At 69.8% G+C, this 12,174-nt stretch carries 8 protein-coding genes; all 8 read right to left on the reverse strand.

The window, feature by feature from the left end; genetic code table 11:
* Positions 1-13 precede the first annotated feature (13 nt).
* The 8 genes from OHS70_RS05625 to OHS70_RS05660 all read right to left on the reverse strand — a co-directional run bounded on the left by OHS70_RS05625 (position 14) and on the right by OHS70_RS05660 (position 12,155).
* Positions 14-3,703: a ThuA domain-containing protein gene (locus tag OHS70_RS05625; RefSeq protein WP_328394271.1), complete on the reverse strand. Its 3,690-nt coding sequence runs from the start codon at positions 3,701-3,703 to the stop codon at positions 14-16.
* A gap of 334 nt (positions 3,704-4,037) precedes the next feature.
* Complete coding sequence (locus OHS70_RS05630; protein ID WP_328394273.1) at positions 4,038-5,045, reverse strand: sugar phosphate isomerase/epimerase family protein; 1,008 nt, start codon at positions 5,043-5,045, stop codon at positions 4,038-4,040.
* Positions 5,046-5,068: 23 nt separating this feature from the next.
* Positions 5,069-6,286 carry a Gfo/Idh/MocA family protein gene (locus OHS70_RS05635; protein ID WP_328394275.1) on the reverse strand — a complete coding sequence of 406 codons (1,218 nt, stop codon included), beginning with the start codon at positions 6,284-6,286 and terminating at the stop codon, positions 5,069-5,071.
* 195 nt (positions 6,287-6,481) lie between these two features.
* Positions 6,482-7,528 carry a substrate-binding domain-containing protein gene (locus tag OHS70_RS05640; RefSeq protein ID WP_328394277.1) on the reverse strand — a complete coding sequence of 349 codons (1,047 nt, stop codon included), beginning with the start codon at positions 7,526-7,528 and terminating at the stop codon, positions 6,482-6,484.
* 66 nt (positions 7,529-7,594) lie between these two features.
* A complete protein-coding gene (locus OHS70_RS05645) occupies positions 7,595-8,626 on the reverse strand; it encodes an ABC transporter permease (RefSeq protein WP_328394279.1) in 1,032 nt (343 codons plus the stop codon).
* The gene (locus OHS70_RS05650) at positions 8,623-10,146 is read right to left on the reverse strand and encodes a sugar ABC transporter ATP-binding protein (RefSeq protein ID WP_328394281.1); all 1,524 of its coding nucleotides are present in this window, start codon (positions 10,144-10,146) and stop codon (positions 8,623-8,625) included. The genes OHS70_RS05645 and OHS70_RS05650 overlap by 4 nt, the downstream gene beginning before the upstream one ends.
* Positions 10,147-10,261: 115 nt before the next feature.
* Positions 10,262-11,443: an ROK family transcriptional regulator gene (locus tag OHS70_RS05655; protein WP_328394283.1), complete on the reverse strand. Its 1,182-nt coding sequence runs from the start codon at positions 11,441-11,443 to the stop codon at positions 10,262-10,264.
* Positions 11,444-11,693: 250 nt separating this feature from the next.
* Positions 11,694-12,155, reverse strand: a complete 462-nt coding sequence (locus OHS70_RS05660; protein WP_328394285.1) for an NUDIX domain-containing protein — start codon at positions 12,153-12,155, stop codon at positions 11,694-11,696.
* Positions 12,156-12,174 lie beyond the last annotated feature (19 nt).

Below are 12,174 nucleotides of genomic sequence, written 5' to 3' on the forward strand. Positions count from 1 at the left end.
GTCTGCGGGCCGCCTACGAAGGCAGCTCCTTCAGCTGGATGTCCCTGAAGGACACCTGGTCGGCGGCCCCGTGGTTCTGGATGCCGATGTAGCCGTCCTTGAGGCTGCGGGCCGGGTCGGTGTTGGTGAAGTCGTTGATCTTCACGCCGTTGAGGAAGACCTGGAGCCGTTCGCCCTGGACCCGGATCTCGTAGCTGTTCCACTGGCCGGGCGGCCGCAGGACCTGGTCGCGGGCCTTGATGTTCGCCGACTTGAAGCCGTAGACCGCGCCCGTGGTGCGGTCTACGGCATCCGTGGCGTCGATCTGCACCTCGTAGCCGTTGTTCACCGCGGACCACGGGTCGTCGGAGGCCGGGAACCCGACGAAGACACCGGAGTTGTCGTCACCCGCCATCTTCCAGTCGAGCTTGAGGGAGTACGCCTTCAGCTCCTTGGCCTGGTACCAGAGCATGCCCATGCCGCCCTGGGAGCGCAGTTCGCCGTCGATGACGTCGAAGGTGCCCGGCCCGGCCTGCTTCCACCCTTCGAGGGTTTTGCCGTTGAAGATCGGCCGGTACCCGGTCCGCGGCTTGCAGTCGGCGCTCACCTGGCCGGCCGCGTACCGCAGTCCCCCGAGCAGGTGCTGCCGGAAGGCGGGCTCGGCGTACGACTCCTTGGTGTGGCCCCCGCCGGTGTAGAAGGCGCGGCCGCCCTCGTAGGTCTGGCACCAGGCGATCGGGTGGTCGCCCTTCATGGTGCCGCCCTGGTATGTGGTTTCGTCCAGGGTGGCCAGGACCCGGGCCTGCGAGCGCGGGTTGGTCCGGTAGTTGTACCACTCGTCGGTGCGCTCCCAGGCCTCGTCCAGGTGGGCGGTGGCCGGGTGGTCGTGGTCCTCCACCCGGACGGTCGCCTTCTGGATGTGGGGATGGGACTGGAAGTACGCGCCGACGAGCCCCCCGTAGAAGGACCAGTCGTACTCGGTGTCGGCCGCGGCGTGCACGCCCATGTAGCCGCCGCCGGTGGCCACGTAGTTCTCGAACGCCTTCTGCTGGTCGGAGTTCAGCACGTCACCCGTGGTGGACAGGAACACCACCGCGTCGTAGCGGGCCAGATTGCTGGTCGTGAACTGCCCGGCCTCCTCGGTGGCGTCGACCGTGATGTTGCTGCCCGCCCCGAGTTCCTTCAGTGCGGCAACACCGGTCGCGATGGAGTCGTGGCGGAAGCCGGCGGTCTTGGAGAAGACGAGGACCCGCTTGGCACTCCGGTCGACAGGCGTGTCGGACAGTTCGAAGTCGTCGACGTCGTACAGGGCCCCGGCTCCTCCCTTGAAGACGAGGAAGAGTTCGGTGGTCTTCCTCGGTACGGCCCGCAGCGGCACGTCGATGTCCTGGAAGGTCTCCCAGCTGCCGGTCACCGGTACGGGGGCCGAGCCGAGGATCGGGCCGCTCGCCGAGCCGGTGCGCACCTCGAGGAAGCCGCCGGCACCGCCGGAGGAGATCCGGGCGGTGAGCTTGGTGGACCCGGTGAGGTTGTACGGCTTGAAGGAGATCCAGTCGCCGTTGTCGATGTCGCCGACCGTCCTGCCGCCGTGCGCGGCCGTCTTGTCGTACGTCTTGATGCCGGCGGAGTCGTTGAAGTGCTCTGCCTGGCGGTGGCGCGGCTGGAGCTGGGCCTGGTCGTGGCTGGTCAGCGCGGCCTGGCCGCCGCCTCCGCCGTCGGTGTACTCGGCATCGAAGACTCCGAAGATGTTGGCGTCCTGGTCGTGACCGCCGTCCGCGGAGGTCTTGATGGTGCCGGTGCAGCCGTTGGCCGAGGTGACCGGGTGGCCGTGGCTGTCGTGGCCGAGTACATAGGTCACCTTGACCTTGCTGCAGTCGATGGTGCCGTCCTCCGGGTCGGTCACCGTGACCTTGAAGGGGATCTCGTCGCCGAAGCTGAACAGCGCGCCGTCAGCGGGGAGTTCGAGGGTCACCTTGGGTGCGGTGTTGCCGACGACGACATGGACGCTGGCGGAGCCGGTGCGGCCGCTGGGGTCGTTGGCGGTGACGGTGGCGGTGTAGGTGCCGTTCTTCCGGTAGGTGTACGTGGGGTCGGCGGCGGTGGACGTGCCGCCGTCGCCGAAGTCCCAGGAGTAGGTGAGGTCGTCGCCGTCGGCATCCGTGGTGCCGGCCGAGGAGAAGGAGACGCGCAGCGGGGCCTTGCCGGAGGTCTTGTTCGCTGCCGCTTCGGCGACCGGGGAGCGCCCGTCGGTGGCGTTCTCGATGCGGTAGAGGCCCGAGTTCTCGTCGCCGCCGAACCAGGCGGTGCCGTAGTCGAGGACGTACAGCGCCCCGTCGGGCCCGAACGCCATGTCCATGATCTGCGTTCCGGTCCAGGACACGGGGTTGATCGACTGGACGGCGCCGTCCTCGCCCTGCTCGATCCTCTTGATCCAGCGCCGGCCGAACTCACCGGCGAAGAAGTCCCCGTCGTACTCCTCGGGGAACTTCACCGGGGAGTCCGATGCGGCGTCGTAGCGGTAGACGGGTCCGCCCATGGGGGACTCGGAGCCGGTGCCGAACTCGGGTACGGACCCGCCGTTGTACGGAATCCATGCCTTCTGCGCGGGCGGCAGGTCGACGAGTCCGGTGTTGTACGGGGAGTCGTTCTTCAGGGCCGCGCAGTCGAACGTCGCTCCGGACTCCTTGGACGCGAAGTCGTAGTCGACGTAAGGATCGTTGTTGCCGGTGCAGAAGGGCCAGCCGAAGTTGCCGGGGCCGGTGACGCGGGCGAACTCGACCTGGCCGGCAGGTCCGCGTTTCGGGTCGGCGGCGCCGGCGTCGGGTCCGTAGTCGCCGACGTAGACGATGCCCGTCTTCTTGTCGACGCTGAACCGGAAGGGGTTGCGGAAGCCCATCGCGTAGATCTCGGGCCGGGTCCTGTCGGTGCCGGGGGCGAAGAGGTTGCCCTCGGGGACGGAGTACGACCCGTCGTCGTCGACCTTGATCCGCAGGATCTTGCCGCGCAGGTCGTTGGTGTTGCCCGAGGTGCGGCGCGCGTCGTAGGCGGGGTTGCGTCCGGGGCGGTCGTCGATGGGCGTGTAGCCGTCGGAGGCGAAGGGGTTGGAGTCGTCGCCCGTCGACAGATAGAGGTTGCCGGCGGCGTCGAAGTCGATGTCGCCGCCGACGTGGCAGCAGATGCCGCGGGTCGCCGGGATGTCGATGATCTTCTTCTCGCTGGCGTTGTCGAGTGTGCCGTCGGCCTTCAGGACGAAGCGGGAGAGACGGTTGACGCCGTCGAACGCGGCGAAGTCCTCCGGGGTCCCTTCGTTCGGGGCGTCACCCGTGGGGGTGTCCAGCGGGGGTGCGTAGTAGAGGTAGAGGGCGCGGTTCTCGCTGAACTTCGGGTCCAGGGCGATGCCTTGGAGCCCTTCCTCGTCGTGCGAGTAGACGGGGATGCTGCCTACCACGCGGGTGTTGCCCGCGGCGTCGGTCATGCGCAGCTCCCCGTTGCGGGAGGTGTGCAGGACGCTGCGGTTCGGCAGTACGGCGAGCGACATGGGTTCACCGGTCTCCTCGCCGCCCTTGGCGAGGGTGACCTGCTGGAATTCCGCGGCGGCCGCTGCGGCTGCTTCCGGGTCGGCCGCGGTTGCCTGCGGCGCGGTGAGGGCGAGTGAGGTGGCGGCGAGAAGGCTGCCGGTGAGGAGTGCGAGTGCCTTGCGGGCTCTGTGCCGTTTGCTGTGCACGTATGTCCTCCGGTAGTGGCCGGTCGAACGGGCGGGTTGCCGTGGAGTGCTGAGCCGGTCCGGGCCGGTCGCGCGCAGCCGCGCTGCCGGCCCTCGTGGCGGTGCTGTTCGCACCACACGCCGGGCTGATTCCGTGGAACCGGAGTGCGCCGTCACACCGGGGACCACCTGTGTCCTGTACGCCTCATGGGACGGTAGCCGGGTTCGTCCTGGACGGAAAGCCCTTGTGCAGCAAGGAAGTTGAACTTTCTCCCGGATCAGGACAAAGCTGGGTGGAGGCAGGCCGGGCCGGCCCGGCGGCGGATGCGCCACCGGGCTCGGGACCTGCTGCTTTCTACTGGTCGCCACCGCCGAACGCGGCGTCGAAGGAGGCGCTGGGCGGGTCGAAGTCGAACCGCTTCAGACCGGCAAGCGCTTCCGGGGCACCCTGCAGCCGGTCCATTCCCGCGTCCTCCCACTCCACCGAGACCGGGCCGTCGTAACCGATGGAACGCAGCATCCGGAACACGTCCTCCCAGGGCACGTCGCCGTGCCCGGCGGAGACGAAGTCCCAGCCGCGCCGCGGGTCTCCCCACGGCAGATGGGAGCCGAGCCGCCCGTTGCGCCCGTCGAGGCGCTTGCGGGCCTCCTTGCAGTCGACGTGGTAGATCCGGTCCCGGAAGTCGTACAGGAAGCCGACAGGGTCCAGGTCCTGCCACACGAAGTGGCTCGGGTCGAAGTTGAGCCCGAAGGCCGGCCGGTTGCCGACCGCCTCCAGGGCACGCTTGGTCGTCCAGTAGTCGTAGGCGATCTCGCTGGGATGCACCTCGTGGGCGAAGCGCACGCCCTCGGCGTCGAAGACGTCGAGGATCGGGTTCCAGCGCTCCGCGAAGTCCTCGTAACCACGGTCGATCATCCGTTCCGGCACCGGCGGGAACATCGCCACCAGATGCCAGATGGACGAGCCGGTGAAGCCGATGACCGTGCGCACCCCGAAGGCGGCCGCGGCCCTGGCGGTGTCCTTGAGCTCCGCCGCGGCCCGCTGCCGTACGCCCTCCGCTTCGCCGTCGCCCCAGATACGGGCGGGCAGAATGCCCTGGTGCCGTTCGTCGATGGGGTTGTCGCAGACGGCCTGGCCGACCAGATGGTTGGAGATCGCCCAGCATTTGAGTCCGTACTTGCCGAGGAGTGCGTGCCGCCCGTCCAGGTAGGACGGGTCGGCGAGCGCCTTGTCGACCTCGAAGTGGTCGCCCCAGCAGGCGAGTTCGAGACCGTCGTAACCGAAGTCCCGGGCGAGCCGGCAGACCTCCTCCAGCGGCAGATCGGCCCACTGGCCGGTGAACAGCGTGAACGGGCGTGGCATCGGACCTCCTCCTGAGGCTGTGTCTACGCGGCCGGGGCCGCTTGTGCTGTGGGTACGGGGGTGTACGCGGCGTTCTTCGCGGCGCTCTCCTCCACCGCCGCGAGCACCCGCTGCACCTGTAGCCCGTCGGCGAACGACGGCGCCGGGTCTGCCTTCGCGGCGATCGCGACCACCAGGTCACGGGCCTGGTGGGCGAAGGTGTGCTCGTAGCCGAGCGCATGGCCCGGCGGCCACCAGGCCTCCAGGTACGGGTGCTCCGCCTCGGTGACCAGGATCCGCCGGAAGCCGGCCGTGGTGGCGGGCTCGCTGTGGTCGTGGAACGAGAGTTCGTTGAGCCGCTCCAGGTCGAAGGCGAGCGAGCCGAGCTCGCCGTTGATCTCGAGCCGCAGCGCGTTCTTGCGGCCCGACGCCATCCGGGTCGCCTCGAAGGATGCGAGCGCCCCCGAGGCGAGCCGGCCGGTGAACAGGGCGGCGTCGTCGACGGTGACCGGACCGCGCTCGGGACCTCCGGACGCGGACAGTCCGGCCGAGGCGCCCGCGAGCAGCGGCCGCTCCCGTACGAAGGTCTCCAGCTGCGCCGAGACGCCGACCAGCAGCTCCCCCGCGAGGTACTGCGCGAGGTCGACGATGTGCGCCCCGAGATCGCCGAGCGCCCCGGAACCCGCGTGCTCGGCCTTGAGCCGCCAGGTCAGCGGGAACTCCGGGTCGACCAGCCAGTCCTGGAGGTAGGTCACCCGGACGTGCCGCAGGGCGCCCAGTCTGCCCTCGGCGATCAGACTCCGGGCGTAGGCGATGGCGGGCACCCGCCGGTAGTTGAAGCCGACCATGGCCACCTGGCCACGCGCCCTTGCCGCTTCGGCGGCCGTGACCATGGCCTCGGCCTCGGCCACCGAATTGGCGAGCGGCTTCTCGCACAGGACGTGCTTTCCCGCCTCCAGCGCCGCGACGGCGATCTCCGCATGGCTGTCCCCCGGTGTGCAGATGTCGACCAGCTGCACATCGTCGCGGGCCACGAGGGCACGCCAGTCGGTCTCCGCCGCGGCCCAGCCGTGTTTGCCGGCCGCGGCCCGAACGGCCTGCGCGTCACGGCCGCCGATCGCGGCGAGGACCGGCCGCAGCGGCAGGTCGAAGACGCGTCCCGCGGTGCGCCACCCTTGCGAATGGGCGGCGCCCATGAACGCGTAGCCGACCATGCCGACGCCGAGTGTCGGCGGCGCGGCCTCGCTGTCCCTCAGTTTCATCGGTCTCCTCGCGAGGTGACCACCGACATCAGCCGGTGGGGGGAATCCCATCCCTGGCCTGTGATTGCTTACGTTCCGTTAGGGACCGGTTCGGGCTGGACCGCGACCCTTGGGTCGGAAGCCCCCGTCTTCGGATGGGGTGCGGAGTCACACGGATTCCTCCTCGTCGAGAGTGCAATGAGGGATCGATGCCGGTCAGCTGAAGCCGGTGGGCAGGTACTCGTCGACGTTGTCCTTGGTCACGACGGCCGAGTACAGGGTCAGCGAGGCGGGGATCTCCAGTTCGGACATCCCGCTGATGCCTTTGCCCTGCCCGAGTGCGCGGGCGAGGTCGATGGCGGAGGCCGCCATGGTCGGCGGGTACAGGACAGTCGCCTTGAGGACGCTGTTGTCGGCCTTGATGGCGTCCATCGCGGACTTGGCGCCGGCACCGCCGACCATCAGGAAGTCCTTGCGGGCGGCCTGGGCGATGGCGCGCAGCGCGCCCACGCCCTGGTCGTCGTCGTGGTTCCACAGGGCGTCGAACTTCGACTGGGCCTGGAGCAGCTGGGCCATCTTGGCCTGGCCCGACTCGACGGTGAAGTCGGCGGCCTGCCGGGCCACCTTCTTGATGTTGGGGTAGTTCTTCAGCGCGTCGTCGAAGCCCTGGGTGCGCTGCTTGGTGAGCTCCAGGTTGTCCATTCCGGCGAGCTCGATCACCTTGGCGTTCGGCTTGTCCTTGAGCTGCTCGCCGATGAAGTTGCCGGCGTTGAGGCCCATGCCGTAGTTGTCGCCGCCGATCCAGCAGCGGTAGGCCTGCGGGGTGGCGAAGATCCGGTCCAGATTGACGACGGGGATGCCCGCCTTCATGGCCTGCAGGCCGACCTGGGTGAGCGCCTTGCCGTCGGCGGGCAGGATCACCAGCACGTCGACCTTTTTGTTGATCAGGGTCTGGACCTGGCCGATCTGGATCGCCGTGTCGTTGGAGCCCTCGGTGATCTCCAGGGTCACGTCGGAGTACTTCTCGGCCCGGGACTTGGCGTTGTCGTTGATGGCGTTCAGCCAGCCGTGGTCGGCCTGGGGGCCGGCGAATCCGATGGTGACGGGCTTGCCGGGCTTGTCGTCGGCGGAGGGTGCGTTCTGGGCGGCCGGCTCCTGCTTCTTGGGTTCGTTGCTGGTGCAGGCGGTCAGCAGTGCGCCGGCGGAGACGGCGGCGGTGCCGAAGAGCAGTCCTCTGCGGCTGGTTGCGGGGATTTCTGGCATGACGGATCAACCCTTCAGCTGGGGGCGGTTGGGCGTGGGGGACCAAAGGGGCGGGACGGGCCGGGGTCAGGCCTCGCCGCCGCGCAGGGTGCGGTGCTGGATCAGTACGGCGGCGACGATGATGGCGCCCTTGGCGATCTGCTGGACGGCGCTCTCCAGGTTGTTGAGCGCGAAGATGTTGGTGATCGTGGTGAAGACGAGGACGCCGAGGACCGAGCCGGCGATGGTGCCGCGGCCGCCGCTGAGGAGCGTGCCGCCGATGATCGCGGCGGCGATGGCGTCGAGTTCGTAGAGGTTGCCGTTGGTGTTCTGGCCGGAGCCGGCGAGGACGATCAGCATGAAGGCGGCGATGCCGCAGCACAGTCCGGACAGCAGGTAGAGGTAGAGGCGTTGGCGGCGTACATCGATGCCGGCGAGCCGGGCTGCTTCCGCGTTGCCGCCGACGGCGACGGTGCGGCGGCCGAAGGTGGTGCGGTTGAGGATGAGCCAGCCGACGGCGGTGACCGCGGCGAAGACCAGCACCAGCGGCGGGATGCCGAGGATGTAGGCGTCCTTGATGCCGAGGTCGAGCACGGAGTTGACGGTGACGATCTGGGTCTTGCCGTCGGTGATCTGGAGGGCGAGTCCGCGTGCGGCGGCGAGCATGGCCAGGGTGGCGATGAAGGGGACCATCCCGCCGTAGGCGATGAGCAGTCCGTTCACAAGTCCGCAGCCGACACCGACGATCACCGCGGTGAAGAGGATGCCGGCGAAACCGTACTCCTGGGTGGCGACGGTCGTCGCCCATACGGAGGCGAGCGCCACGATCGCGCCCACCGACAGGTCGATGCCTCCACTGGTGATCACAAAGGTCATGCCGACGGTGACCACGCCGATGACGGAGGCCTGGGTGAGGACCAGTTGGAGGTTGCTGGTGGCGAGGAACTCGTCGGGCTTGGTGATGCCGCCGACCACGATCAGGGCGGCGAGGACGCCGAGCAGCGAGAGGTTGCGGACATCGAGGTGCAGTCCGAGCGGTCGCCTGCCCGATACCGCGGGTGCGGTCTTGGCGGTGGTCACGGGCGCGTCCTGCTGCGCCGGAGAGGCTGGCTGCGTCATGCCGTCGGGCTCCCTTCCATCACGAGGTCGAGTACGCGGTGCTCGTCGAGCTGCCGGGCGTCGGCGGTGTGCACGACGCTGCCCTCGCGCAGCACCAGCACCCGGTCGGCGAGTCCCAGGACCTCGGGCACTTCGCTGGAGACGAGCAGTACGGCGAGGCCTTCGTCGGCCAGCCGGCGGATCACGGTGTACAGCTCGGCACGGGCGCCGACGTCGACGCCTCGGGTGGGCTCGTCGAGCAGCAGCACGCGGCAGCCGCGCAGCAGCCAGCGGGCGAGTACTGCCTTTTGCTGATTGCCGCCGGACAGGGTGCGGATACGGGCGTCGGGGTCGTCGGGACGCAGGGAGAGTTCCCGGGTGGCCTGCTGGGCGGCGGCTCGCTCGCGGCGCCGGTCGAGCCAGCCGCCGCGGGCGAACCGGGGGAGGGTGGAGAGGGAGACGTTGCGGGTGACGGACTCCAGCATCAGCAGCCCTTGCGCCTTGCGCTCCTCGGGGGCGAGTCCGATGCCGGCGCGGACGGCGGAGCGTACGCTGCCCGGGCGCAGCGGGCTGCCGTCGACGAGTACACGGCCGGCGCTCGGCCGGCGGGCCCCGTAGATCGTCTCGAGGATTTCGGAGCGGCCGGATCCGACGAGGCCGGCGAGGCCGACGATCTCGCCGGGGCGCAGTTCCATGTCGACGGGTGCGAACTCGCCGTCCCGGCTGAGCCCTTCGACCCGCAGAATCGGTTCACCGGTGGCGGCGACAGCGTTGTCGGGGCGCGGCGGGAAGACATACTCGACATGGCGTCCGGTCATCAGCGCGACCACGTCGCGCGTCGGGGTCGACTTGGCGGGCAGACCCACGGCGACCGCCCGCCCGTCCTTGAGGACGGTCACCCGGTCGCCGATCCTGCGGATCTCCTCCAGTCGGTGGGAGATGTGGACGACCGCGACGCCGTCGGCGGTCAGATCGCCCACGATCCGGAAGAGGTTGTCCACCTCGTCGGGGTCGAGGGCGGCGGACGGCTCGTCCATCACGATCAGGCGCACCTCGTGGGAAAGGGCGCGGGCCATGGAGACGATCTGCTGCTGGGCGGCGGAGAGGGAGCCGACGAGGCGTGCCGGGTCGATCTCGGGGTGGCCGAGCCGCTTCAGAAGCCGGGCCGCCCGGGTGCGCGCGGTGCCGGAGCGCACGACGAAGCCGGCGGTGGTGGGTTCGTGTCCGAGAAAGACGTTCTCGGCGACCGACAGCCCTTCGACCAGGTCGAGTTCCTGGTAGATGGTGGCGATGCCGAGGCGCATGGCGGCGATCGGTGACCCCAGCGTGACCTGCTCGCCCTGCCAGGTGATCTCTCCGCCGTCGGGCTGATGGGCTCCGGCGAGCACCTTGATCAGGGTGGACTTGCCGGCGCCGTTCTGGCCGAGGAGACAGTGGACTTCGCCGGCCTGGACCTCCAGGTCGACGCCGTCGAGGGCGCGGACGCCGGGGAAGGACTTGGTGATGCCGGACATGGTGAGCAGGGGTGGTTCTGGTGCCATGACGTTCCCCTCGGCGGGTGCGGCCGGTGAGCGGGCAGGGTGGTACCAGGTGCAGGATGCGGCGGTGCGGGGTGCGGCGGTGCGGTGGCGCGGCGGTGCGGGCCGGTCCGGGGGATCAGGCCGGCGAGAACAGGTGGTCGCTGATGAGCCGGGCGGCGCCGATCACTCCGGCGGCCGGCCCCAACTCGCCCAGCACGATGGGGAGATTGCCGGTGGCCAGCGGCAGGGACTGCCGGTAGACCTGGGTGCGTACGCTGGCCAGCAGGGTGTGTCCGAGGCCGGTCACGCCGCCGCCGATCACCACCAGACCCGGGTTGAAGAAGCTGACGAGTCCCGCGATGACCTGGCCGACGCGGTTGCCGCCGTCGCGGATCAGATCGAGGGCGATGGCGTCGCCCGCGGCCGCGGCTGCCGACACGTCGACGGCGGTGAGGCGGCCGGCCGCCTCGAGCCGGAGAGCGAGTTCCGGTGAGCGGCCGCTGCGGGCCGCGTCCTCGGCGTCGCGGGCGAGGGCGGCTCCGCCGAAGTAGGCTTCCAGGCAGCCGTGGTTGCCGCAGGCGCAGGCCCGGCCGTCCGCTTCGACCTGGATGTGCCCGATGTCGCCGGCGCTGCCCGTCGTACCGCGGTGGACCTCGCCCCCGACGACGATGCCGCAGCCGATACCGGTCCCGATCTTGATGCAGAGGAAGTCTCCGACGGAGCGTGCGACGCCCGCGTGCTGCTCCCCCATCGCCATCAGGTTCACATCGTTGTCGACCATGACGGGGCAGCCGAGGTCCTGGCTGAGCGCCTCGCGGACCGGGAAGCCGTCCCAGCCGGGCATGATCGGCGGTGCGACCGGTATGCCCTCGGGGAAGCGGACCGGGCCGGGCACCCCGATGCCGGCCCCGTCGAAGCCTTCGGCGAGCCCGGACGCCTTGAGCTTGGCGGCCATCGACAGCACCTGCTCGAAGACGGCGACGGGTCCTTCGCGTACGTCCATGGGGTGGTTGAGGTGTCCGAGCACCTCCAGCTCCGCGTTGGTGACCGCCACGTCGATGGAGGTGGCTCCGATGTCGACGCCGAGGAAGCGCAGTGCCGGCGCGAGCCGGATGTTGTGGGAGCGGCGGCCGCCGCGGGATGCGGCGAGTCCGTCGGCGACGATCAGGCCGGTCTCCAGCAGCCGGTCGACCTCCACTGCGAGCTTGGAGCGGGACAGGTCCACCTGGTCGCCCAGCTGCGCACGGGAGTTGGGCCCGCCGTCACGCAGCAGCCGGAGCAGTCGCGCCTGATGGGCGTTCGCGGGTCGAGCCGTCATACGTCTCACTAGCCCCTCCCCTCCCCTGGCCTTCGGCGTGGGGACCCCAGTAGGCCGTTCCGTCGTGCTTTCGAGGGGAACGTAGCAGCGCTTTGCTCAACTGGGAAGAACTTGAGCGCAGTTCCGGCACAACTTTCTCCACACCCGGGACAAAGGTTCGTGAGTGACCGCGCCCGGACACAGCACAGCGGGCCGACGGCGAGGTCGGCCCGCGTGGCACAACGGGTGGTACGGCCTGTCGAGGCCGGGGCTACAGCAGCGGGTCCAGCCGCTCCAGGAACACCCGCTGACCCGCCACCAGCTTCTGGCGTGCCTCGTCGATGCCGATCCACTCGGCCCGGTCGATCTCGGGATACTCCCGCACGACGCCCGAGCCGCGCGGCCACTCCATCGTGAAGGTGCCCGGCACGACGAGGGCGGTGTCCAGGTCACCCTCCATCGCCCACACCGTCACGATCTTGCCGTTCGCCTGGCGTGACTCGCCGAGGGGCCGCCAGTCGCCTTCGGGCGGCTCGAGTCCGAGCTCCTCCTCGAACTCCCGGCGCGCGGCGGCCATCGGCTGCTCGTCCTCGGTGTACTCACCCTTCGGCACCGACCACGCCGCCTCGTCGCGGGACTCCCAGAAGGGGCCGCCCATATGGCCGAGGAGGACCTCGACGCGACCGTCACGACGTCGGTACAGCAGAAGCCCGGCACTTCGTTTCGTCACCATGCCGTTCAGTCTGCCCCGG

It is taken from the genome of Streptomyces sp. NBC_00390 (assembly GCF_036057275.1).
In the GTDB taxonomy this organism is placed as follows: domain Bacteria; phylum Actinomycetota; class Actinomycetes; order Streptomycetales; family Streptomycetaceae; genus Streptomyces.